Origin of the sequence: Paenibacillus sp. TCA20, assembly GCF_000732325.1 — a bacterium.
Taxonomy (GTDB): Bacteria; Bacillota; Bacilli; order Paenibacillales; family Paenibacillaceae; genus Paenibacillus; species Paenibacillus urinalis.
The window spans coordinates 29,779-55,097 of record NZ_BBIW01000021.1 but is presented as its reverse complement, the minus strand read 5'-3'; the positions used below and the strand labels follow the sequence as shown (position 1 = coordinate 55,097).

The 25,319-nt window shown below is 45.0% G+C and carries 22 protein-coding genes; 18 read left to right on the top strand and 4 right to left on the bottom strand.

Annotated features, from left to right (window positions below; translation table 11 throughout):
- Window positions 1–5 precede the first annotated feature (5 nt).
- From TCA2_RS24695 to TCA2_RS24685, 3 genes are all read left to right on the top strand, one after another.
- The gene (locus TCA2_RS24695) at window positions 6–1,073 is read left to right on the top strand and encodes a glycosyltransferase family 4 protein (RefSeq protein ID WP_047914259.1); all 1,068 of its coding nucleotides are present in this window, start codon (window positions 6–8) and stop codon (window positions 1,071–1,073) included.
- A 205-nt stretch (window positions 1,074–1,278) separates the two neighbouring features.
- A complete protein-coding gene (locus TCA2_RS24690; protein WP_047914258.1) occupies window positions 1,279–2,961 on the top strand; it encodes an alpha-glucosidase in 1,683 nt (560 codons plus the stop codon).
- Between the two features lie 15 nt (window positions 2,962–2,976).
- Window positions 2,977–4,125, top strand: coding sequence for a hypothetical protein (locus TCA2_RS24685; RefSeq protein WP_052512291.1), 1,149 nt, complete (start codon window positions 2,977–2,979; stop codon window positions 4,123–4,125).
- 137 nt (window positions 4,126–4,262) lie between these two features.
- On the opposite strand, the gene csaA is transcribed toward TCA2_RS24685, so the two are convergent.
- Complete coding sequence (csaA, locus tag TCA2_RS24680) at window positions 4,263–4,592, bottom strand: chaperone CsaA (protein WP_047914257.1); 330 nt, start codon at window positions 4,590–4,592, stop codon at window positions 4,263–4,265.
- Window positions 4,593–4,608: 16 nt separating this feature from the next.
- On the bottom strand, window positions 4,609–5,157 hold the full coding sequence (locus tag TCA2_RS24675; RefSeq protein ID WP_047914256.1) for a recombinase family protein: 549 nt from the start codon (window positions 5,155–5,157) through the stop codon (window positions 4,609–4,611).
- A gap of 164 nt (window positions 5,158–5,321) precedes the next feature.
- Between TCA2_RS24675 and TCA2_RS24670 the strand changes: the two genes are divergently transcribed.
- Window positions 5,322–6,788, top strand: a complete 1,467-nt coding sequence (locus TCA2_RS24670; protein WP_081872817.1) for a SulP family inorganic anion transporter — start codon at window positions 5,322–5,324, stop codon at window positions 6,786–6,788.
- Window positions 6,789–6,940: 152 nt separating this feature from the next.
- Here TCA2_RS24670 and TCA2_RS24665 read toward each other — a convergent pair whose 3' ends face one another.
- Window positions 6,941–7,768, bottom strand: coding sequence for a radical SAM protein (locus TCA2_RS24665; RefSeq protein ID WP_047914254.1), 828 nt, complete (start codon window positions 7,766–7,768; stop codon window positions 6,941–6,943).
- Window positions 7,769–7,956: 188 nt separating this feature from the next.
- Here TCA2_RS24665 and TCA2_RS24660 point away from each other — a divergent pair, with 188 nt between their 5' ends.
- The 7 genes from TCA2_RS24660 (at window position 7,957) to speB (TCA2_RS24630) (ending at window position 16,376) form a co-directional block, all read left to right on the top strand.
- On the top strand, window positions 7,957–8,814 hold the full coding sequence (locus tag TCA2_RS24660; RefSeq protein ID WP_047914253.1) for an aldo/keto reductase: 858 nt from the start codon (window positions 7,957–7,959) through the stop codon (window positions 8,812–8,814).
- Window positions 8,815–8,979: 165 nt separating this feature from the next.
- Window positions 8,980–10,932, top strand: a complete 1,953-nt coding sequence (locus tag TCA2_RS24655; protein ID WP_047914252.1) for an amidase family protein — start codon at window positions 8,980–8,982, stop codon at window positions 10,930–10,932.
- Between the two features lie 140 nt (window positions 10,933–11,072).
- The gene (locus TCA2_RS24650) at window positions 11,073–12,152 is read left to right on the top strand and encodes a Gfo/Idh/MocA family protein (protein ID WP_047914251.1); all 1,080 of its coding nucleotides are present in this window, start codon (window positions 11,073–11,075) and stop codon (window positions 12,150–12,152) included.
- A gap of 108 nt (window positions 12,153–12,260) precedes the next feature.
- Window positions 12,261–13,016, top strand: a complete 756-nt coding sequence (locus TCA2_RS24645) for an SDR family NAD(P)-dependent oxidoreductase (RefSeq protein WP_047914250.1) — start codon at window positions 12,261–12,263, stop codon at window positions 13,014–13,016.
- Between the two features lie 212 nt (window positions 13,017–13,228).
- A complete protein-coding gene (locus TCA2_RS24640) occupies window positions 13,229–14,842 on the top strand; it encodes a catalase (protein WP_047914249.1) in 1,614 nt (537 codons plus the stop codon).
- A 148-nt stretch (window positions 14,843–14,990) separates the two neighbouring features.
- Window positions 14,991–15,191: a kanamycin nucleotidyltransferase C-terminal domain-containing protein gene (locus tag TCA2_RS24635; protein ID WP_047914248.1), complete on the top strand. Its 201-nt coding sequence runs from the start codon at window positions 14,991–14,993 to the stop codon at window positions 15,189–15,191.
- 213 nt (window positions 15,192–15,404) lie between these two features.
- The gene (gene speB / locus TCA2_RS24630) at window positions 15,405–16,376 is read left to right on the top strand and encodes an agmatinase (protein WP_047914247.1); all 972 of its coding nucleotides are present in this window, start codon (window positions 15,405–15,407) and stop codon (window positions 16,374–16,376) included.
- A gap of 81 nt (window positions 16,377–16,457) precedes the next feature.
- Here the strand turns inward: speB (TCA2_RS24630) and TCA2_RS24625 are convergent, their stop codons facing one another.
- Window positions 16,458–17,006, bottom strand: coding sequence for an ANTAR domain-containing response regulator (locus TCA2_RS24625; RefSeq protein ID WP_047914246.1), 549 nt, complete (start codon window positions 17,004–17,006; stop codon window positions 16,458–16,460).
- Window positions 17,007–17,352: 346 nt separating this feature from the next.
- Here TCA2_RS24625 and speB (TCA2_RS24620) point away from each other — a divergent pair, with 346 nt between their 5' ends.
- The 7 genes from speB (TCA2_RS24620) to TCA2_RS24590 are packed head-to-tail and all read left to right on the top strand — an operon-like array spanning window position 17,353 to window position 25,274.
- On the top strand, window positions 17,353–18,354 hold the full coding sequence (speB, locus tag TCA2_RS24620) for an agmatinase (RefSeq protein WP_047914245.1): 1,002 nt from the start codon (window positions 17,353–17,355) through the stop codon (window positions 18,352–18,354).
- On the top strand, window positions 18,338–19,978 hold the full coding sequence (locus tag TCA2_RS24615) for an ABC transporter substrate-binding protein (RefSeq protein ID WP_047914244.1): 1,641 nt from the start codon (window positions 18,338–18,340) through the stop codon (window positions 19,976–19,978). Before speB (TCA2_RS24620) ends, TCA2_RS24615 begins: the two co-directional genes overlap by 17 nt.
- 28 nt (window positions 19,979–20,006) lie before the next feature.
- Window positions 20,007–20,996, top strand: a complete 990-nt coding sequence (locus TCA2_RS24610) for an ABC transporter ATP-binding protein (protein WP_047914243.1) — start codon at window positions 20,007–20,009, stop codon at window positions 20,994–20,996.
- A gap of 5 nt (window positions 20,997–21,001) precedes the next feature.
- Window positions 21,002–22,066, top strand: coding sequence for an ABC transporter ATP-binding protein (locus tag TCA2_RS24605; RefSeq protein WP_047914242.1), 1,065 nt, complete (start codon window positions 21,002–21,004; stop codon window positions 22,064–22,066).
- On the top strand, window positions 22,059–23,009 hold the full coding sequence (locus tag TCA2_RS24600) for an ABC transporter permease (RefSeq protein ID WP_047914241.1): 951 nt from the start codon (window positions 22,059–22,061) through the stop codon (window positions 23,007–23,009). The genes TCA2_RS24605 and TCA2_RS24600 overlap by 8 nt, the downstream gene beginning before the upstream one ends.
- Before the next feature lie 17 nt (window positions 23,010–23,026).
- Window positions 23,027–23,959, top strand: coding sequence for an oligopeptide ABC transporter permease (gene opp4C, locus TCA2_RS24595; RefSeq protein ID WP_052512290.1), 933 nt, complete (start codon window positions 23,027–23,029; stop codon window positions 23,957–23,959).
- Window positions 23,928–25,274, top strand: coding sequence for an MFS transporter (locus TCA2_RS24590; RefSeq protein ID WP_238546510.1), 1,347 nt, complete (start codon window positions 23,928–23,930; stop codon window positions 25,272–25,274). Before opp4C ends, TCA2_RS24590 begins: the two co-directional genes overlap by 32 nt.
- Window positions 25,275–25,319 lie beyond the last annotated feature (45 nt).

The following is a 25,319-nucleotide window of genomic DNA, read 5'->3' as shown; positions in this document are numbered from 1 at the left end:
GGAGGATGAAAATACTATTTACTTTTTTTAATCCGAGCGGTGGTATGGAGACGTTAAATCGGATAAGAAGCAAGGCGCTTATGGCTCGCGGCTATGAATGCCATTTATTATATGCGGTCGATGGAGAAGGACGTAAGAATATAAAAGGGATTAAAACGTTTGTAACTAATGATAACGAGCAAATCAAGCGTATTATTGAATCAGAGAATTATGACTTCATCGTCGTTTGTACAGACATTCATCTGCTTCAAAAGATAAAAGAAATGGGCTTTCGTGGCAAAGCGGTCTTTGAGATTCAAGGACTGGGTACGACAGACACTGCTCTTGAGCTGCTGGAGGTGTTTGATTCAGGAATTCGAGAATATGCAGACGCGTTGTTATATCCCCGTACTTCGCATCTGAAGCAATGGTTTGAGCAAATCTTCCCTGCGATCCCTCAGTTCTGTTTTGACGACCCTCTTGATACGGAGCACTTTGGATATGTGTCCTATCCCCCTAAATCCTATCCGATTATTGGCTGGATCGGCCGCATCGAACAGAATAAGAATTGGAGCGAATACTTAAGAATCGGTTTTGAGCTGAGAAAGCAAATTCCGGATCTGTATTTATGGATGTTTGATGATGATACCCTATCCGATCCCTCGCAGAAAGATTATTTCGAATTTAGTGTACGTACACTAAATTTGTCTGAGCGATTGATTCGATACTCGAATATTCCTCATGAGCAAATGGCGGACTATTTATCAATTATCGGAGATTCAGGAGGATTCTTGTGCTCGACCTCGATTAAAGAGGGCTTCGGCTATGCTGTTGCAGAAGCAATGCTATGCAGATGCCCTGTACTATCTACCGACTCGGATGGAGTAAAGCGGTTTATTACGCACAATGTAACAGGCAAATATTATAACCTCGGAGATATCAAGCAAGCGGTAGGTGAATCTCTCACTTTGATGCGAAACCGGGGTTTAAGGAATCAGATTATTTCTGCTGCTGAGCAGCATATTAAGAGCGAATTTTCCACTTCTATATACTGCGATCAATTTGAGTCCATGGTATCTATGATCACAAGATGAGTTTTTAAATTAAATCATGAGTAGAGACGGGAGATTTCTTCTCGTCTTTTTTAGTATTTACTTCCTAATGTTCAAGATCTAGATTGGACAAACTAGAAAAATGGAAATAAGTAATGAAGTATATTGGTTAAATAACTATATAAGAAAGTAATTAATATTTAAAGCTAGTTAAAGTCAGCAGAGAAGGGGAGTGCGTAAGACAGATATGAAAAAACAGTGGTGGAAAGAAAGTGTTGTATACCAAATATACCCGCGCAGCTTCATGGATAGCAACGGAGATGGTATTGGTGATCTTCAAGGAATCATTTCGAAGCTGGATTACTTGAAAAAACTCGGCGTAGATGTCGTATGGCTGTGTCCTGTCTATGACTCACCAAATGATGATAACGGCTACGATATACGGCATTATCAACAGATTATGGATGAGTTTGGAACGATGGCGGATTGGGAGGAGCTCCTTGAAGGCCTGCATGAACGTGGAATGAAACTGATCATGGATCTAGTCGTCAATCATACTTCAGATGAGCATGCTTGGTTCGTAGAAGCACAGAAGTCGATGGATAATGGGTATCGAGATTACTATATATGGCGGCCAGGCAAGAATGGAGAGGAACCGAGCAATTGGATGTCTTATTTTCGCGGTTCTGCCTGGCAGCATCAGCCCGAAACGGATGAGTACTATCTGCATCTATTCTCCAAGAAACAGCCTGATTTAAATTGGGAGAACGAGCGGGTCCGCAAGGAAGTGTACCAGATGATGACCTGGTGGCTGGACAAAGGCATTGATGGATTTCGTATGGATGTTATTAACCTCATATCAAAGGATCAGCGCTTTCCAGATGCCGAGGAAACAGGAGATTCTCTATATCATTGGGGCGGGAAGTATTTTGTGAACGGACCGAAAGTGCATGAATATTTGCAGGAAATGAATCGGGAGGTGTTATCGAAGTATGACATTATGACCGTTGGTGAATGTCTGGATGTTTCACCTGAAGAGGCCGTCAATTACGTAGCGGAGGATCGAAACGAATTAAACATGGTATTTCATTTCGAGCTGATGAATGTAGGCAGCGGACCGCTTGGTAAATGGGATATCATTCCATGGAAACTGACCGATTTCAAGCGGGTAATGCACAAATGGCAGCAAACGCTGAAGGATCGAGGTTGGAACAGCCTGTATTTGAACAATCATGATCAGCCGAGAATGGTCTCACGTTTCGGAAATGATGATCGGTATAGAATAGAATCGGCCAAATTGCTGGGCACTCTGCTGCATACGCTGAAAGGGACACCTTATATATATCAAGGGGAAGAAATCGGAATGACGAATGTGAATTTTGCTTCGATAGAAGATTATAGGGATATTGAAACCTTAAATATGTTCCACGAGTATACTCAGTCCGGGCATCAGCATGATCTGTTAATGCAGTCAATCTATGAGCGAAGCAGAGACAATGCTAGAACACCGATGCACTGGAATCAACGTGAACATGCTGGATTTACGACTGGTACACCCTGGATTCAGCTGAATCCGAACTATACAGCAATCAATGTTGAAGAGGCACTGTCAGATCCGAATTCGGTGTTTTACTATTATCAGAAGCTGATTCAGCTTAGAAAAGAACATCCTATTATTGTGTATGGTGATTATGAGCTGCTACATGAGGAGGACGAGCAGATCTATGCCTATACAAGATCACTAGAACAAGAGATGCTCATCGTTGTGCTAAATTTCTCAGAACAGGAAGCGGAATTCATGCTTAATGAAAATATTAAGTACTCCGATTCACAGCTGCTGATTCATAACTATGAAATTCAGGATAAGGGCATCTCTAAGCCATTCACATTAAAGCCATTTGAAGCAAGAGTATACAAGCTGTTGACATAAAGGGGAGAATGAATCATGGGAAGCAGAGCAACCGGAAGACTAGCTCCATTCGCTAGATTAACGAAATTAACCTTAACTTTAGCGCTGACAGGATCTATGACTGCATTGGGTACGGTCTCAGCTCAGGATACGAGTGAGCTCACAGGGAATAAGCCTGCAGGAGGAGAGGCCTTCTATATTAGTGACATTCAGTTCTTAAACGAGACGACGGGACGTGCAGCAGGTAATGGATATATGATTGGCACATCCGATGCCGGTGATCACTGGCAGAACATCTATACAGGAACTTGGCAGTTCACTCAGCTTGATTTTATCAATAATAAAGTAGGTTATGCGCTGGCGAAATCCTCAAGTGGCGGACCGAATGCGCTACTGCATACGGATGATGGTGGTAAGTCATTAACGAAGATAAAAACGGGGGACATGTATCTGCAGCGTATCGATTTTACTAAGGAGGATGAGGGATTTGGCTACTCCCAGGCTTACACTTACCATACCTCCGATGGAGGCAGCAGCTGGAGCAAGATAGCCACCCCGACGAATACCAGATATGCGGTATTCACAGATGCGAAGAAAGGTTATGCACTGACAGTTCATCCGGGATACGGATATAAGCTGCATCAAACGACAAATGGCGGCACAGGCTGGAAGGTACGTCTCTCCGTATCCTCGGAGACAGTCAGTGGCGGTAAAATCGCCGTGAACGGCCAGGAGGTATGGGTGAGGCTGAACGGAGGGGCTGGCATGTCTCAGCAATCCTACGCCGTATACGCTTCGAGCAATGCTGGTCAGAGCTTTGTCAAAGTGATCGGTCAAGATACAGCAGGAGCCGGACCCGCGCCTGGCGACGAACCAGGGTATACAGATGTCGGTCCTGCAGCACCTGCCGGGCATCCAGGGAATTTATCGCTTGTAAATGGAGCGGCCTATCTCGCTGGGTTCTCGCCGGCAGGGGAGAAGATCGGCGTGGGAAGCTCTTCCGATGGCGGGAAGACGTGGACGAACCTGCCGTCTATTCAAGGATACGATAGTGACATTTCCTTCACTGAGCGGAATAAAGGCTGGATGGCAGATACAAGCCTCATGCATCCTGCAATTTATCGAACGGGAGACGGAGGTCATTCTTGGACTGAGGTCTTGGTTCTGGAGCAGCCTAACGAGTGATTCGTTATACTCGGCTAATGAATGGAGCAGATGAGTGTTCATGGCCGATCCGATTTGTAAAATGAACAGAGGAGCAGACCTTTTGATTAATTGAAAATCAAAGGTCTGCTCCTTTGTGCGGTTCGAGATTGCAATTTTTAAGCGATCGGTGTTCCATTAGGCACTTCTTCATCGGGTCTCAGCAAGATGACATCGCCTTCTTCAGGAATGCCGCCGAGTACGAGAACCTCAGATACATAGCCGGCGATTCGGCGCGGAGGGAAGTTTACAACTGCCGTAATCTGCCTTCCGATTAATTCATCGGGCGTATACCGTTTGGTGATTTGTGCAGAGGATTGCTTGATACCGAGTTCTCCAAAATCGATCTCCAGCTTGATTGCCGGCTTTCTTGCTTCCGGAAAAGCCTCTGCCTTAACAATGGTGCCGATGCGGATATCCAGCTTTACGAAATCATCTATCGTGGCCATGCCATTTCCTCCAAGTTTAATTTTCGGAATCAAGATAACGATACAGTGTAGATTTGCTGATTCCAGTTTCGTCTTTTATCTGTGCCAGACTATATTGATTGCTTTGATACATAACAATCGCTTTTTTGACGTTTTCGTCTGGTTTTTTGGGGCGTCCGGGTCTTATCCCCTTCTGTTTTGCTTCATATAACCCTTTTTTAGTCTTCTCACTAATTACATCACTTTGAAAGTCGAGCAGTTGGTGCACCATCTCTTGAAAGGCCAAACCGGTAGAAGTACTTGTATTGATCCCTTCTTTTGCGGAAATAAGATAGCAGTCTCTATTGCGCAGCTCATCGAGCAGTTCGGCCAGGTGCCTCGTTGAATCAGCGAGTGCAAATAATTTAGCAACAACGATATGATCGCCGGGCACGAGCTTGTCTAATAGACCGTACAACGCAGTTCGTTTCTTGGCGGAGCCATGCTCCTCGGCAATGATATGATCGCAGGCATATTGTGCCAATACGGCTTGCTGGTGGTTACATTGTAAATCGTCCTGATAAGGTCTTACATATCCGATTAGCATGTATTAAACTCCTTGACATTCACTAGTCTCAAAAAGGTTCCATTTTGGAACGATCCATGATAAACTAACGAAGGTATTGATAACTTGCATTTATATGATGACTTGACGTTTATGAGACTTAAAAGTCGGGTTCTCAAAAATAGATAAAGAGGTGTGGAGAGAAAGTGTTAGAAAATCTCAAGAGAACATGGTTTTTTAATGTAAGAGCTGATATTTTGTCCGGAATTGTTGTAGCTCTTGCGCTCATCCCGGAAGCCATTGCCTTCTCACTGATTGCGGGTGTGGACCCTATGGTCGGTTTGTATGCTTCCTTCTGTATTGCTGTAATCATTGCTTTTGCTGGCGGCAGACCAGCGATGATCTCAGCAGCGACAGGGGCCATGGCCTTGGTTCTTGCTCCCCTGGTGAGGGAGCACGGGATCGAGTACATGCTTGCAGCTACCATTTTAACAGGTATTATTCAGTTTCTGCTAGGTGTGTTCAAAGTAGCTACACTGATGAAGTTTATTCCACGCGCCGTCATGATTGGCTTCGTCAATTCACTGGCCATTCTGATCTTTATGGCGCAAGTCCCTTATTTCTGGGGCATCAATGGCGCAACCTATGTGTTCCTAGGTATAACACTGCTTATCGTATACGTCGTGCCTCGATTCTTCAAGGCCATTCCTGCACCATTGATTGCCATCGTCGTGTTAACTGTTGTATCCGTATTTACAGGATTTAATCTCCAGACCGTAGGAGATATGGGGAACATTACTCAGACCTTACCGTCATTTCTGATCCCTGATGTACCGTTCTCTATCGAAACACTACAGATAATATTACCATATTCTTTCGCACTCGCAATTGTCGGCTTGCTTGAATCACTGCTTACCTCCTCCATTGTCGATGATATGACAGATACAGAGAGCGACAAGAATCGTGAAGCTAGAGGGCAAGGGATTGCAAACTTCGTCACAGCGTTCTTCGGTGGTATGGCGGGATGCGCCATGATCGGTCAGTCCATGATTAACGTAAAATCAGGCGGACGCAGCCGTTTGTCTACGCTTGTGGCAGGGCTGTTTCTTATGTTCCTGATTCTTGTACTTGGTGATCTGGTAGTCCTAATGCCGATGCCCGTTCTGGCTGGAATCATGGTCATGGTCTGTATCGGGACGTTTGATTGGTCTTCATTCCAATATTTGAAAAAAGCGCCCCGTTCGGATGCCATCGTCATGGTGGTTACCGTAATTATTGTCGTTGCCACTCATGATCTCTCCAAAGGAGTTATTGCTGGTGTCATCTTAAGCGCTGTGTTCTTCGTGGCGAAGATATCGAAACTGGAAGTGACCAAGCCAGCGGAGGATGTCAAGAAACAGGTGTTCAAAGTGAAGGGGCAATTATTCTTCGCCTCTACCACGACATTTGAACAATCCTTTGATCTGTCTGTACAAGATCGCGACATTGTCATTGACTTCTCCAATTCTCATGTTTGGGATGATTCTGCTGTAGGCTCGATTGATAAAATCATCTTGAAATACAGAGAGAATAACAATGAAGTAAGACTGACCGGACTAAATGAAGCAAGTCAGCGCATGATCGATAAGCTGGCGGTATTTACAGACAGCAAGGGTAAATTGAATACACATTAAAACAGGTATTCTTATGATATAACATTACCCGCGAGGAGGAATATCAAGGTACAAACGGATGAAGTAACAGGGTGAACAATATTTTGCTTGGTGAAAAATAAGAAGGTCCTGCTCTGCTGAAAACTCAGTAGTGCAGGACCTTCTTGTATATCTTAAGGTTCAAAGCCCTGTTGACTAATATATACACGCTCCTCCGGAAAAACGCTTCGCATCCGAGACAGAACGATTTGATAGGCAGTGGAGTCATACCATGCGGTTGAATCTATTTCATCATATAAGGCATCAATCCCCAGCTGTCTTGTTCTTTTGCCGCCGCTGCCATCTCCCATGAAATAATCATCAATGGTAACGCGGTTGGTCGCACAATAGAGCTTGGACGCAAAAGCCTCGCTGCTGGGCAGAATCGGAGCGATCGCTGCTTGAGTCGGAATGCCCGCCTCGGTTAATTCCTGCAGTGCCTTCATTCGGGCAGCAATAGGAGGGGCAGAGGGAGAGAAATGTTTTCTGACCTCATCCAGATCGGTTTCGATCGTAAGACTGACACGCACCCTGTCTCCCAATGCTGTGAATAAATCGATATCCCTTGTGACGAGGGGGCTTCTGGTTTGTACCAGTATAAAATCAGGCGGAGATTCGCACATCACTTCCAGCAGGGAACGAGTAATCTGCTCTTTATATTCGATGGGCTGATAAGGATCTGTACTGGAAGACATAAAGATCGTAACCGGCCCCTTAGCTGTGGCACGCTTTAATTCCTTGCGGAATACAGTTGACGCTTCCTGCTTCACATCTACCCAAGTTCCCCATTCCGACCCGCGAAATAGAGAAACAGGCATCCGGCGGACATAGCAATACGAGCATCCGAACGAACATCCCGTATATGGATTCAATGTATGGGTGTAGCCAGACAGGAATCCAGTTCCTTTATTCATCAGTGACTTTGGAGTTTTATATAAATATTGAATTTCTCTCTTGGACATCGATAACACCTCTATTCTTATAGAACAGATTCTATTATAATTCATTAAAGGTCGTGTGGGAACATATATTCTCATTTTTATCCCGTATGATACATCTTTCGATTATGAGATATAAGATTCGGGTATAACATTCGTAGCCGGATAATCCAGCAATTACCTATATTACTGCATAAAAAGGAGATGTAACGATGATCAAGAGAAATACAATCAAGCTGGCAGATGGAACTGTGCTTCCTGCAATCGGACAAGGAACCTGGCGTATGGGAGATGATCCTTCCGTACGAAGTGAAGAAATGGCCGCACTGCGTCTTGGTGTTGAGCTGGGGATGCATGTTATTGATACCGCGGAAATGTATGGTGAAGGCTTGTCCGAATCCCTTGTCGGAGAAGCGATCCAGGGCATTAGGGAAGAGGTGTTCCTCGTTTCTAAAGTATATCCGCATAATGCAGGGCGAAACCGAATCATTACCCGTTGTGAGCAGAGCCTGCGCAGACTGAAGACAGATCATTTGGATTTGTATCTGCTTCACTGGAGAGGAGACATTCCTCTCGCCGAAACGGTAGAAGGAATGGAGAAGCTGGTTCAGGACGGTAAAATCGCGCGTTGGGGCGTTTCCAATCTGGATACAAAAGATATGGAAGAGCTGCTATCTATATCTAAAGGCAGTAATTGTGCGGTTAATCAGGTACTGTATCACCTCGGCTCAAGAGGGATTGAGGTTGATCTGATGCCATGGCAGACAGAGCGTCAGATCCCAATTATGGCTTATTCTCCGCTTGCGCAGGGAGGTACACTTCGGCGTGAAATTACTGGCAATGAGACCGTAAAGGCAGTTGCAGAGAAGCATGATATAACCCCGCTGCAGTTAATGCTTGCTTGGAGTATTCGGAACGGTCAAGTTCTCGCTATTCCTAAAGCTTCTAAGGAGGAGCATGTGATACTGAATGCTGCTGCATATGAGGTAGAGCTGACGGAGGATGATCTCAATGAGCTGGATTTAGCATTTCCGAAGCCAGATCATAAAGTACCGTTAGAAATGATTTAATTTATGTTAGAAAACTTTACAGGTGTATCTGAAATTTCACATTAATTAATCTATTCTACCTATTACATGTTAAAATCTTGCTCAAATCCTCTTATTTACAAGTCTATCATTCTATTATATGTTAGTTTAAGTAACATAAATAGAATGAGGGCGAGGGAATGAAGTATGAGGAATAGCAAAATGCAAATGATGAGTGTGCTCTTGGCTGGAGGACTGCTGCTTCCTGTGGCCGGCTTTCCTGGCGAGATGGCGGCTGCGGCACCTGTCAGCACGGAATGGTCTGAATTTATGGAACTCGATTGGGCCCCGAGTGAGTGGACTGTGGAAAATGAACGACACAAGACCATCAGTACGGAACAGTTTGCAGAGCTCATTAATCTGGCGGCGAAGGAAGCCGGTTCGGAGCGCCTCATTACAGAAGTTTCACAATCGGCTAAGATTAACAGAGAAGTGGCAGCCCGCTTGTTGGATGAAATGATTGATGTGCCTTACGTTGAAGAAATGATATATCAGGATATTCCGATCAGCAGTCCTTATGCAAGCTCAATTGGTGTAATTACGACGGCCGGTGTGATGAAGGGGAATGCTGAATATACATACGGTTATGGCAAGCCCCTTACCAAGGGGGATGCAGCAGTTGTTGCCCTCAGGGTCTATCAATATTTACAGCCGGTGAGTGTCGTTGAGGCATCGATCTCGGATTTGCAGAAGGCAATGACTTCAGGAAGAGTTACCTCCGCAGAGCTGGTGGATATGTATCTGGAACGCATCGAAAAATACGATGTAGAGGGTCCGAAGCTTAACTCTATTATTTCCCTTAATGAGCAGGCGGACGAGCTGGCTGAAGAGCTGGATGCCGAGCGTGGGCAGAGTGGAGCAAGAGGTGCGCTTCATGGAATACCTGTCATTTTAAAAGATAATTTCGATACAGCGGACATGCCGACTACAGGAGGCTCGTTAGCATTAAAAGAAAGTGTTCCATTAGATGATGCTTATCAAGTGGAGAAGTTAAAAGAAGCCGGGGCAATCATACTAGCGAAGTCCAATTTGCACGAATTTGCATTTGGTTATACCACAGTAAGCTCTGTGTCTGGTCAAACGCTGAATCCGTATAATGTATCCAAAGTGCCGGGAGGCTCAAGTGGCGGGACAGGAGCGTCGATCGCGGCGAGCTTTGCTGCAGTAGGGATGGGCAGCGATACCGGCGGTTCTATTCGAGTGCCGTCTTCATTTAATAATCTGGTCGGTATTCGTCCTACCATTGGTTTATCAAGTCGAGACGGAATCATGCCGTTAGCATTGACACAGGATACAGGAGGGCCGATTGCTAGAACCGTTGCTGACGCGGCTGCGATCCTTGACTTAACGGTAGGTTATGATCCTGATGACGTGACTACAGCAGCAAGTGTAGACCGCATTCCGGAATCATATTTGCATTATTTGGACCCAGCGGGATTAAACGGAGCGAGAATTGGTATTGTCCGAGAAGTGTTTGGCTCAGATCCAGATATCAATAAGGTGATGGATGAGGCGATACAGGACATGAAAGACCAAGGTGCTATATTCATTGATGATGTTGAGATTCCTAACTTCAAACAGATTAACAGCTATGCCAGTCTCAGTGCATGGGAATTCAAATTCCAGTTTAATGATTATCTCGAATCGCTGGGAGAAGAACGCGCGTATAAGGATCTTACGTCGATCATCGAATCGGGCTTATATGATGAATCGGTGAAGACACAGCTCATGGAGCGCAACAATCGGGAATCGCTTGAGGATGAGTCTTACAAAGATATTGTTCTTCATCGTACCAAGTTAGCGCAGAATGCTGTACTTAAGATGATGGCGGATTATAATCTGGATGCCCTTATTTTTCCTACTTCCGCAAACCCGATTTCAGAGATCGGGGATGAGCAAACCATCGGCGATGGCTTTAAGCTCAGCTCCTTCACAGGTTACCCGACAATAACGGTTCCGGCTGGCTTCAGAGCTGCTGACAACATGCCGGTTGGGTTGGATTTCATCGGAAGACCTTTCAGTGAACCGACATTGATTAAGCTTGCCTACTCCTATGAACAGCACACCCAGCATCGCACGGCTCCTGCCTTAACTCCATAAAGATGGGTCAACATTATCGAACAGCGGCGGATTTATGAGTCCGCTGTTTTTTTTTGCGTGTCCAATCCAGAAATTGAGTCAGTCCCTGGGGCGATGTGTTATAAATAGGATGATATGAAATGGAAGGTTGAGGATGAGAGATGGATAAAATCGTATTTGCTGTAATTGGGGCTGGATGGAGAGCTGAATTTTTTATGCGAGTTGCTGCAATGCTGCCGGATCTATTTAAAGTAAGCAGAGTATTGGTCCGAAATGAGGCTAAGGCCGAACTGTTTCAAAAGAAATGGGGAATAAAGACCGTTACAACATTGGATCAATTCCTGGAGAACCGGGATTATTCGTATGCGATTATTTCTATACCTTGGGATGCCAATCCGAATTACATAGCCGAACTGAGCAAGCAGGAGATACCTGTACTCGCCGAGACGCCTCCAGCTCCAGATATGGACGGACTATTGAAGCTGCATCAGGAGCTGCCCGCAAATGCTAAGGTAGAAGTTGCAGAGCAGTACTTGTATCAGCCGATGCACGCGGCCAGAATCCGTCTTGCCCGGTCCGGTATTCTGGGTGAGGTCTCTCATGTTCAAGTATCAGCTGCACATGGATATCATGGAATAAGCCTGATCAGAGAATTGCTGGGGGTCGGGTATGAGAAGGCGAGTATTACAGGACATCAATTCACAAGTCCCATTGTGAAAGGACCGGGTAGACAGGGCTTGCCTGAAAACGAAGAGATCGTTCAGTCCATTCAAGAATTGGCAGTATTTCAATTTGGAGAGAAGACTGCGGTTTTTGATTTTTCCAATGTTCAGTACTTCTCTTGGATTCGGGGGAATCGGATCTTGGTTCGCGGGGAGCGTGGAGAAATTGTCAATGACGAGGTTTCTTATCTGAAGGATTTCAGAACGCCCGTCACATCCCGCTTAAGAAGAATAGATACGGGACACGGAGGGAATCTGGAAGGATACGCGCACCGGGGAATCCAATTTGAATCGGAGATGATTTATGAGAATCGATTCGAAATGGGAAGACTGTCGGACGATGAGATTGCTGTAGCGACAAGCATGTATAAGATGGGCCTGTATGCGTTAGATCTGGGGCCTTCATTCTATAATTTTGCTAAGGCAGCGCAGGATCATTATTTATCTATGATGATGAAGAGATCAATCAAGGAGGGCCAAGAGGTCGTCACTGAAATTATGCCGTGGTCAAGCAGGTAGGTGATAGTCTGTTATTTCTGCGAAAATTTCGTATTTTTCTGTCAATTGGGTAAATTACTTAGGTCGAGTTATTATAACCCAGAATACAAATGACAGGAGACGAGCGAAATGGCTAGACTAACAGACAAAGTGGCGATTATTACAGGAGGAGCCGGCGGAATTGGTAAAGTGACAGCAGAGCTGTTTCTGAAGGAAGGCGCCAAGGTGGTTATTGTGGACCTCATGCAGGATGCGCTTGATAAGGTGAAGTCGGAATTGTCATCTCATGGAGAAATTGTTGCTATACAAGCAGATGTATCGAATGAAGCAGATGTAGAGAAGTATGTAAAAGCAACCGTTGATCAATTTGGCAAAATTGATGTTTTCTTCAATAATGCCGGAATCGAAGGTAAGGTTGCGCCAATCATGGAACAAGAGGCTCAGGACTTCGATAAAGTTATTGCTGTGAATGTCAGAGGTGTGTTCCTTGGATTGAAGCATGTGCTCAAAGTGCTTGTAAATCAAGGCTATGGAAGTGTTATCAACACTTCGTCCGTCGCCGGATTAAGCGGGAGCATTGGAGTAACACCTTATATTACCTCGAAGCATGCGGTTGTGGGACTGACCAAAGCAGCCGCACTTGAGGTAGCCAGCAAAAATGTCCGGGTAAACTCCATTCACCCTTCACCTGTGAATACACGTATGATGCGCTCCCTCGAAACGGGCATGCAGACGGATCAGGAGACATTGGCCAAAGCTATCCCGCTGGGACGTTATGCTGAGTCCAGTGATATCGCCAATCTTGTACTATTTCTCGCTTCTGATGAGAGCTCCTTTATTACAGGTGTGCAATATCGCGTCGACGGCGGTATGGGTGCGATGTAACCGTTCAGCCTGCATTAAGATATATACGGATTTAGATCTAAACCTCTTTTTGGCAATCCAGCCGAGAAGGGGTTTTTTTGGATCCAAGTTTGCGCCAGTCTACACTTTGCATTTATTTATACACAATATTATAAGAATAAAAATTCCAGTTGTGGAAAATATACAAGGGGTAGGCTAGACTCACCCATATTATAGGAAAGTAGGTACATGTATTGGATACGAATCATAATGATCCAAAAACGAACATAGAAGATGATCAAACTTTAACGAATCGACAAGGCCATCCGATTACGAACAATCAGAATATTAGAACAGTCAGCAACCGGGGACCTGCTACCTTGGAGAACTACGATTTTATCGAGAAGATCAGTCACTTTGACCGGGAAAAGGTGCCTGAACGAATTGTACATGCCAGAGGAGCAGGAGCTCACGGTTACTTTGAAGCTTATGGAACATGCGGCGATGAGCCGATATCTAAGTACACTCGTGCCAAGCTGTTCCAGGAAAAAGGCAAGCAAACACCGGTCTTCGTGCGTTTCTCTACCGTTGTACACGGCCTGCACTCTCCGGAAACGGTGCGTGACCCGCGCGGATTTGCAGTTAAATTTTATACGGAAGACGGCAACTGGGACCTTGTTGGGAACAATCTCAAAATCTTCTTTATCCGGGATGCGATGAAATTCCCTGATATGATTCATGCGTTCCGTCCAGATCCAGTGACCAATATTCAGGATGCGAGAAGGTTCTTCGATTTCTGTGCCAATTCGCCGGAATCCTTTCATATGGTCACATTTGTCTATTCTCCATGGGGTATTCCAGCGAACTACCGAATGATGCAGGGCTCGGGCGTAAACACGTACAAATGGGTCAATCAAGAAGGAAAAGCAGTGCTTGTCAAATATCATTGGGAGCCGAAGCAAGGCATTAAGAACCTCACTGTGAAGGAAGCAGAGGAAATTCAAGGGAAGAACTTCAACCATGCGACACAGGACTTGTATGAGGCTATCGAGAGTGGTGATTACCCGGAATGGGAGCTGTTTGTGCAGATCATGGAGGATGGTCCGAATGAAGAGCTCGATTTTGATCCGCTGGATGACACGAAGCTGTGGCCGAATGATCAGTTCCCATGGAAGAAGGTTGGACGCATGGTGCTGAACAAGTCTCCTGAGAACTATTTCAATGAAGTAGAGCAGTCCGCTTTTGGTACAGGGGTACTGGTTGATGGACTTGATTTCTCGGATGACAAAATGCTGCAGGGTCGTACCTTCTCCTATTCAGATACACAGCGCTATCGTGTAGGTGCGAACTATTTGCAGCTGCCAATCAATGCCGCGAAGAAGCGTGTCGCAACCAACCAGGAGGGTGGTCAGCTTCGTTATTATAACGATAAGGCACCAGGGCAGAACCTGCATGTGAACTACGAGCCTTCCAGTATGGGCGGACTTACGGAAGCCGAGCAGACAGGTAAAGAGTACACACCTTATATTGAAGGCAATCTCGTGCGTGAGTCGATAGACCGTAATGACAATACGAAGCAGGCAGGTCAAACCTACCGTGATTTTGAACAATGGGAAAAGGATGAACTGATTAACAATATGGTGAACGATCTTGCCATCTGCCCGAAGGATATTCAAGATAAAATGATTGCTCTAGCAGAGCAGGCCGATGAGGACTATGGCCGCCGCTTGAGAGAAGGTATTGCAGAGAAGAGCAAAATGATGGGCGACAATAACAGTGTTGCACAGACACACCCGCTGGGTGCTGATGATGCGCCTGGGGCAGTAGATGAAGCGATTCAAAAAGGACATGAGCAGGATCCGTATTAAGGAATACTTGCGTAAGCCAGTCTGCTGAGAAGATCTCTCGTGGAGACTGAGAAGTACATAGACGCAAAGGGTTTGTTGTGTCTGATAGAAAATATCCCTCAATAGTTAACATGAGTAGAAATGATCCTAATGATCATGAACCTTATTCATGCTGTTGAGGGATTTTTTTGTACGATATGATATGATGGGGCGTCCTTCTGGTTATCAAGCGCTGGTAACGAAAGTGATAGAAGGAGATTTGCGCAATAAGGAAGAGATTTATCAACTATGTGAAGGCTTATGGACGGGGTTAAATGAGTGGTATTCGGAGCTGGGGATTGACTATGTCAGTAAGGAGCTGCCTGTGTAAATGGTTCTTTAGATGCATAATTTAGTTGGCATCTTGACCGTTTTTCGATTGTTTGCTATATTACATACACAACAAATGCATATCTCAGGCAGTCTATCCAAGACGGGTGACTACTTGATCGGCAATAGAGCCGCTTGCTTATCTAAGAAGATAAGGGAGCGGCTCTTTCTGTTTACTTTATGCATTTTTAAATCATTTTAAGGAGTGTTGTACATGTATCGACCTTTAACAGAGAAAGGCAAACCTGCTTTTGGAGGAATTCGTACCTTTATGCATCTTCCGCATATCAAGACACTAGATCATGTCGATTATGCTATTATCGGAAATCCATTTGATACGGGAGCCGGTTATGCAGTAGGCACAAGATTTGGTCCGTCAGCAATACGGGAAATGTCACAGCGAATCAGGACAACGAATCCGGCCCAAGGAATTGATAGCAGCGAGTATTTGTCTGGGATCGATTATGGTGACCTTTCCATCTATCCTGGTTATATTGAACAGACGTATGAAACCGTTCAAGAGCAGCTTGCTCCAATTTATGATAAAGGCATTGTTCCTATTATTTTAGGGGGAGACCACTCCATATCCTATCCTCATGTGAAGGCTGCTGCAGCCCAATATGGTCCGATCAGCCTCGTTCATTTTGATTCTCATTCGGATGCTTGGGAGCCTATGGATGAAATACGCAGGTTTTCTCATGGTAATATGTTTTATCATGGAGCCAAAGAAGGCTGGATCAATACTCAGACATCCATTCAAATGGGAATGCGGGGACATTCGAGCTTAACGCACTATGAAGAAACTCGTGCCCTTGGTTTTGATCTGCTTACTACCGATGATGTGAAGAGAATGGGGACGGAGCAGCTATGTCAAAGAGTCAAGGACAGAGTAAAAGACACACCGGTCTTCCTGACCTTTGACATCGATTTTCTGGATCCTGTGTTTGCACCAGGAACGGGAACGCCTGAAGTCGGGGGATTTACGACATATGAAGCGATTCAGATGCTCAGAGGACTTGCTGGAATAAATATCATTGGATGTGATCTTGTAGAGGTGCTGCCTGACCGTGATCCAACAAGGGTAACGGCTCTGAATGCGGCCACCATTGTATCTGAGTTTATTACACTTCTGGCAATACGTCGCCGGAGTCAAAAGCTAATGGCTGCAGAATCTGTGACTGTCTGACTTCACGTTATATGAAAAACATCCGCTGAAGCTAATTGCTCAGCGGATGTTTTAACGTTGTCCGACATGCCAGGAGGCAGATCATATAGGTTGTCTTAACACGGAATCAGCGACCTCGATGATTTTTCTGCGCTCATTCATTGCCTGTGTACGCATGAGTTCATACGCTTTGTTCTCACTTATATTTTTCTGTTTACTAAGTGACAGCTTGGCGCTTTCAACACGCTTAATTTCATCAAGCTTGCTGGATAAGAAACGATACTCACGTTCCAAATGGACCCTCATCTGATAGTTCTTTACTCCTATGAGTAGTGACCATTGAAGCTCATTATCATTCATGCCTGAGCATAGTACACCGTCGAGCTTCTCGTGGGGAGCGGCAGTAGCAGGTTTTCGTTCATCGCACCACCACAGAATAGGAAAAGAGAATAAGGAGTTTGCCGCATGAAGCCATTTCTTCAGTCGGCAAGCAGGCAAATCGAGAATGATCATTTCAAACCTGCTCTCTGTAAGCTCACCCATACATTCAGCTTCAATAGACTCAACACGATAACCTAGTTCTTTGAACTTGACATCAACTTGACATTTGGTCGTCGGGATATCATGAACATGCAATAATCTTGGTTTCATAATTTACCCATCACCTCGAAGTAGGAATTGAGACAACAGCTTTCGTGTTTTGTGTATGTACAAAGGAGAATGTTCCTGATTAATGATAATTTATATAATACATCTATTTAAAAGTCAACTGATTGAGTAAAGTAATATGACACGAAAGTACAAAAAATAATAAATTTCAAGATAATATGTTAAACATATTGACATAAGTGACTTCTGTTTCTATAATTGCATTACACAACTGCATACAAGCAAGCATCCTCTGGTATGGGATGTTTGTCTATGGCAAAGAGGCCGCTTAATCATAAGCGGCCTCTTTTTGCTTTTTTCTAACAAAATAGAATGGAGTGAGCTGAAGATGAAATATCGTCCACAGATTGAAATGGGGAAACCGTTGTATTCAGGAATCCATACGTTTATGCATTTGCCTTATGAACAAAACCTGAATGATGACGTGGATTTTGCCGTAATCGGAGTTCCGTTTGACACAGGTGTCAGTTATGGAATTGGAGCTAGGTTCGGTCCGTCAGCGATTCGAAGCATGTCGCAGCGGATCAGGCCGATCTCTCCCGTACATCAGATTGATATTTCTGAATATTTATCAGGGGTGGATTATGGGGATCTCATCGTTCACCCAGGTTATATCGAACAATCCTATCAGGCAATTGAAGAACAACTGACACCAGTATTTGAAGCAGGCGTGGTGCCGATATTGCTGGGAGGAGATCATTCTATATCACTGCCCCACTTAAGAGCAGCAGCCAAGAAGCATGGTCCTGTATGTCTGGTGCATTTTGATTCCCATTCTGACACTGGCCGATCCAAGCATCCGGAAAGAATGTGGTCGCATGGTGCTGTTTTCAGTTATGCAGTAGATGAAGGTTTGATCGATCCTAATCATTCCATCCAGATGGGAATGAGAGGAACAACATACCGTGCAGATGGTCTGGAGGAAGCTAGAGCAATGGGCTTTAAAGTGTTGACGACAGATGATGTTAGGGATTTGAGCATTCCTGAACTTTGTCGCAAGGTGAAAGAATGTGTCGGAGATCGCCCGGTGTTCCTTACCTTTGATATTGATTTTCTGGATCCGGTCTACGCGCCTGGAACGGGAACACCAGAGGTCGGAGGCTTTACAACCTATGAAGCACAGAAGATGCTGAGAGGCTTGGCAGGTATTGATTTTATTGGCTTCGATTTGGTAGAAGTACTGCCTGACCGTGATTCAAGTCAGGTGACGGCACTGAATGCAGCTAATATGGTATTTGAGTTTATCAGCTTGCTTGCAGTAAAGCGTAGAGAGAAGTCAGAACGTGTGACACGGGCGGAAGGGGACATGTCATATGAGAAAATGGTTTAAAAAAATGGCCTTATTCCCTCTGATTGGCATGCTGCTTATAACAGGCTGCGGTTCACAGGGGGAAGGCGCGGGAACGGCAGTAGGAGCAGCGTCTGGTGGTAATGCTTCTCAAGCAAACCAGTTGACGATCGGAATCACCAATCCTCCGCTTATGTTTAATCCGATTGATTCTGACGGAAGTGGTTCAAGCGGCGCTGTGTTTACGTATCGTTATTTCTTTGACAGCTTGATCAAGACGACAGGACCACTTCAATTTGAGCTTCAGCTGGCAGAATCATTTGAAACAGAGGACAATCAAACATTCAAAATTGCCCTCCATCCAGATGCAAACTGGACGGATGGTACACCAATTACGGCGGAGGATGTTGAATTTACGATTAATTTGATCGCCAATCCGAACACCATTACAACTCAGCGCAGTGCTATTTTTTCATTGGACGGTTTAAATGAGAAAGGAATGCTGCCGGAAGGAAAGGACAAGCTGGAGTCCATTAAAGTCATTGATGACAAGCATCTGGAGCTGCGCACCAAAACCCCGGTTGACCCCAATCTCGTATATGAACGTTTCTCAGATGTGCTCATTGTACCTAAACACATATTGTCTGAAGTGAATCCCGCGGAACTGAACCAAAATCCGTTCTGGCGTAGTCCCAATGTAACCTCCGGACCTTATACTTTCGTTAAGTATGAGAACAAATCTTATGTTGAGCTGGCTGCCAACCCGAATTATTACCGGGGAGCACCGAAGATAGAGAAAGTGTTTATAAAAATCATGCCCGCTGCCAATATGGTTGCGCAATTAGAGTCAGGTGAGCTCGACATGAATGCTGCGCAAGGTGTTGGGAATATTCCGGCAACGGAGTGGAGCACAGTCAAGTCAATCGAAGGACTAAAGACGCTTGAAGAACAGACCCGAAGATATAATTCCATTGAAATTAATACCAAACGGTTTCCTGATAAAAAAGTACGTCAAGCTCTTGCCTACGCAATCGATCGTCAAATGATTGTAGATCAGCTGATGCCTGGGACAGGAGAATTGCAAGATGGGCCTTATTCAAACAGCCATCCTTACCACGACGAGAATATCCTTAAATATTCCTATGATCCAGAACTAGCCAAACAAATGTTAGCTGAAGCAGGTTTCGATATGAATGCTCCCATTGAGCTTATTGTTCCGACTGGAGATAGAACACGTGAAATGGCAGGGAATATAATTCAACAAAATTTTCAGGCAATAGGTCTGAAGGTGAATCAGGTCAATTTTGATTTTCCAACGACGGTGTCTAAGCTTGTATCAGGAGATTTCGATCTTGCGCTCAGCAGCTTCGGAAGCATTATCGATCCTGACGGGCCAGCGACGGTCTACCGATCAACTGCAGCACTGAACGATATGCGATATAACAATCCAGAAGTAGATGCGTTGTTTGATGCGGGTATGGCAGAGACGGATCCTGTGAAACGAGGTGAAATCTATGACAAGCTTCAAAATCTTATTCAGGAGGATGTTCCACTCATCACGGTATATTCCGAGTTTAACCTTATGGCAATAGGAGAGGACATTAACGGTAAGGGTGGTGTCGTCGATGGTATGCACTATGACGTTAACACATGGGAACGCAGATAAGGGTCAAGAATGACGAAGGAGGTACAGCATGAACGATTTGCTGACGGTTCGAGAGCTGAAAACCAATTTTCGTACAGAAACAGGAGAAGTGACGTCCGTTGATGACGTCAGCTTCTCTCTTCAAGAAGGCGAGACCTTATGTATCGTCGGCGAATCTGGCTGCGGGAAAAGCGTGACATCTCTATCTATTCTGCGCTTACTTGGACGAAGTGGTTATATATCTCACGGATCCATTCGGTTTCAGGATAAAGAGCTGGCTGAGCTGCCCGAACATGAGCTGATTAAACTCCGAGGCAAAGATATCGCCATGATCTTTCAGGACCCGATGTCCTCTCTTAATCCGGTATTCACCATTGGAAATCAATTGATCGAGGTTATTCGGATGCATCTAGATTTAAACGCTAAACAAGCCAAAGAGCACGCAATAACCTTGCTTAAGCAAGTCGGTTTTTCAAGAGCAGAGCAGATTCTTGGTCAATATCCCCATACCTTATCAGGTGGAATGAAACAGCGGGTTATGATTGCCATGGCTCTTGCCTGCAAGCCCAAGCTCCTGATTGCGGATGAACCTACGACAGCTCTGGATGTGACGATTCAAGCTCAAATTCTCCAGCTGATTAAGGATATTCGCTCTGAATATGGCACTTCAATTATGCTGATTACGCATGACCTGGGTGTTGTTGCAGAGATGGCGGATCGAATTATCGTGATGTATGCCGGTCAGGTGGTGGAGGAAGGGGAAGTGTTCGAGCTGTTTGATCATCCTGCACATCCCTACACCAATGGCTTGATGGAATCCATCCCTCATATAGAAATGGATGACGCGAAGCTTCGCTCTATTCAAGGTTCGGTTCCTTCCCTGCAGGAGATGCCTTCAGGCTGCAGATTTATGAAGCGATGCACAAGAGCTGGGGAACGATGTCATTCGCTGCCTCCGCTTACAGAGATTAAAGCAGCTCACAAAGTAAGATGCTGGTATCCAATCATGCCGGACAATTTGTCCAAGATCGAGGGGTGAATTCGATGTCTGCAATACAGAAGGTAATAGAGGATAATATTCAAGCTGTACCGCCTTTGCTTCAATTAGAGGCAGTTCATAAATATTACTCCATCAAAAAAGGAGTGTTCTCCAAAACCATCGGTCACGTTAAAGCCGTGGATGGAGTGAGCTTAACGGTGTTTCCTGGTGAAACTGTCGGACTTGTAGGGGAGTCGGGCTGTGGAAAATCAACGCTTGGGAGAAGCATTGTGAAACTGGAGGAGGTTACGACAGGTAAGGTTCTATTTGAGGGAAAGGATCTTGCTCCGCTGCCAATTGGACAAATGCGAGGGATAAGGCGCGACTTGCAAATGATCTTTCAAGATCCATATTCATCCTTGAATCCAAGAAAACGAATCGTGGACTTAATGACAGAGCCGCTTAAAGTACTACGGGGAATGACGGATGGAGAGGCATTACAGCAGGCTGCTTGGCTTATGGAGATTGTTGGACTGCCTCTATCAAGTCTTGGTAAATATCCTCACGAATTCTCGGGAGGACAGCGACAGAGAATTGGTATTGCTCGAGCTGTGGCCTTGAAGCCAAAACTAATCGTATGTGATGAACCGGTCTCGGCACTGGATGTGTCGATCCAAGCTCAAATATTGAACCTGCTGAAGGATCTACAACAAGAGTTTAATCTTACATACCTGTTCATTGGACATGGACTAGGCTCGGTTAAATATATGAGTGACCGAATTGCAGTTATGTATTTAGGGAAAATCGTCGAGTTTGCTTCTGCCAGCGCTTTATTCCAGCATCCGAAGCATCCTTATACCAAAGCGTTGTTGGATGCTTATCCTGTCCCTAATCCATATCTTCGGAATAAAGAGCGAATCCTCTTGCAAGGGGATGTTCCAAGTCCGGCAGCACCACCGACAGGCTGTCGTTTTCATACCCGCTGCCCGATGGCAAATCATAAATGTAAGGAAGAAGAGCCTGAACTGACGAATCATGGAACTGACCAGAACCATCTGTATGCCTGTCATTATCCACTTATAAATAACCAAATAGTGAGGACTAGAGAAGAGGGGGCGCTCTATGTTTAATTACATTATCCGTAGATTACTTATCGCCCTTCCGGTGCTTCTTGGTGTTACCTTTCTAAATTTTGTGCTGATTAACCTAGCCCCTGGTGATCCGGTAGATATGTATGTGAACCCTGATGTAACGGAGGAGGACAAGCAGATCCGGAGGGAAGCGCTAGGGCTCAATGATCCTTTTATGATTCGTTATTTTAAATGGCTTGCGAATTTGTTACAGGGTGATCTTGGGCATTCCTTCAGCTCGTTCCAGCCTGTTACGTCCATGATAGCAGAACGCATTGGCCCGACTCTACTGCTAGTTGGAGCTTCTATATTGTTTGGTTATTTAATTGCTATACCGATTGGGATATATTGCGCTGTCAAATCTGGCTCCAAATTTGATTACTTGATGTCAACGGGCTCTCTTCTTGGTGTATCCATTCCCAATTTTTTTCTAGGATTAGGTCTTATTTATATCTTCGGTGTTCTGCTAGGTATACTTCCCACCGGAGGTATGAACTCAATGGGAGGGGGCGGAGGATTCTGGGATACCCTGACTCACCTCATTCTGCCTACAATTACTCTAGGGACTTCCATATCCGGCGGCATGATCCGTTATGTGCGTTCAAGTGTCATTGAAGTACTCGGACAGGAATATCTGAGGACAGCACGAGCTAAGGGTATGAAGGAATTCATCGTTATTAATAAACATGCGCTCAAAAATGCACTGATCCCTCTTATCACGATTGCAGGTCTAGATATTCCCATACTCATCGGCGGGGCAGTGATTACGGAAACGATCTTTCAGTGGAACGGAATGGGGCAGCTCACCATTCAAGCCATATTCTCAAGAGATTTTCCTCTGCTCATGGGTGTAAATATGCTGGCCGCCTTGTCTGTGTTAGCCGCAAACCTATGGTCTGATGTGATGTATGCGGTCGTTGATCCACGTATCAAATACAGTTAATGAAAGGAGTGCGAAGTATGCCTTCACTGAATGTGCAGCCTATTGCAGCTTCAGAAGATAGGACATCAGCAGCAGCTGCGTCCCAAGTGCCCTCCTATGAAGCGGATAGCTACTGGAGAATGATAAGACAGCGATTTATGAGTCACAAGCTTGCTGTAGCCGGCCTTATAATGATGGGATTTTTGATTCTCGTTGGTATATTCGCTCCATTAATCGCGCCATACGATCCAAATGCGATTATAGGAGCATTCTCCGCATCCCCTTCTGGGGCTCACTGGCTTGGAACGGATCAGGTTGGCAGAGATGTGCTCAGCAGGTTAATTTATGCTACCCGGGTATCGCTTGCGGTAGGTGTTATCACCGTAATTCTGTATGTACTCATAGGTACAGTGGTTGGAGCCATTGCTGGTTATGTCGGGGGATGGGTGGACATGCTGATTAATCGAATCATTGATGTGTTTATGTCATTTCCCAGCATGATGGTCATTCTTGTACTCGTAACCGTACTCGGTACAGGGCTCTCGAATATTATTATCGTACTTGCCTTGCTTGGATGGCCTGCAGTTGCAAGACTGGTGAGAGGCAGTGTTCTCTCACTTCGGCAAACTGAATTTGTGAGAGCCGGGATCGCGCTTGGTTTCAGTTCACCTCGACTCATCTTCGGACATATTTTACGTAATGCGATGGGACCTATTCTTGTAAATGCTACATTTGGTGCAGCTGCTGCGATTCTATCAGAATCCTCTCTAAGCTTCTTGGGAATGGGAGTTCAGCCGCCGGCTGCAAGCTGGGGGAATATGCTGAATGCGGCACAGTCTATTACTGCACTGACCACTCAGCCTTGGTTATGGATTCCGCCGGGGCTCGTTATTATACTATCTGTACTATCCATTAATTTTATAGGTGATGGAATTCGTGATGCGATGGACCCGCGCAGGACGGGTGCATGAAAGTAGAGGTAATATGAAGAATACCAAGCTTGATTTACTGAAAAAGTATCCAAGAGATGCACTGCTGTTTATAGCTGCCAGCTTCGTCAATTCCACGGGCAAAGCGATTATGTGGCCATTAACTACACTATATGTTCACAACGTAATGGGAAAATCTTATGGTGAAGCCGGGCTGATTGTGTTATATCAGGCGCTGTGCAGTGTAATCGGTGAAATCGTAGGGGGGAATTTGTATTACCGGCTTGGCCCTAAGCTCCTGATTACCGGCTCGTTTATTCTGTCTGCTGCCGCGCTGTATGGTATAGCCTTCACTGACAGCTGGCCGGCGTATATTATATGCGTATGCTTGCTTGGCTTTGTTAACGGAATAGCCCTTCCATCATTGAATGCCTATGTCGGGTTTCGTTGGAAAGAGCATCGAAGAACACTGTATAACCTCATGTATGTGTGCAACAACTTTGGTTTGTCCATTGGAGCGATGGTTGGTGGTTTGATTGCTTCTATTTCGTTTACATTGACCTATACGTTTACAGGAACAACAACACTCTTATTTGCTATATTTCTGCTTTTTTTTATGCGTATACGAGCAGGCACCTCTTCATATTCACAGCCTCAGTCCATTCAGGATACTCGTAAGGAGCCTAATATAATAGAAGAAAGTAACCCGCTTAAGGAAGAGGAACATTTGGATCGAAAAGGCTTATTTAAAAACATGAGCATATACTTGTTTATTTCACTTGGTGCGATGTTCTTCTGGATTTCTTTCTCTCTCTGGTCAACGGGAATAGCTCCTTACATAGACGAGAAGGGGATGGATCTTAAGTTCTACAGTCTGCTGTGGACAATCAATGGTTTTGTAATCTTGTTCGGACAACCTTTTACTACCTGGATGAAAAGCCGTTTTGCACACACGATTGTTAGGCAGATGTTTGTAAGTGCAATATTTTCAGTTATGGCGTTTTCCTTCATCCTGTTCTTCCATGATCAGTACATTTATCTCGTCCTTGGCATGATGCTGGCGACGATCGGTGAGATGATGCTGCTGCCTGCAATTCCTACATTTTTCTCTGAACGAACAGGCTCTTATGCACCTTTCTATATGGGATTGTCCGGGGGATTTGCCAATGTGGGAAGAATGATTGGTCCGTTAATGTTTGGTAATGTATATGATCTCTGGGGAATTGTTCCGGTTATTTTTCTTGGCACGATGTCTTCTTTTGCTGCACTGCTGATGTTCTATATTCATTCCAATTTAAATAAGAGTGAAGAGCCTGTGCATACCATATCGTTAAGAGCTGAGACTCTGGGGAAATAAGCTTGCTGTTGTTTTTATCTATGAATAGACGAAAAACCGTCGTTT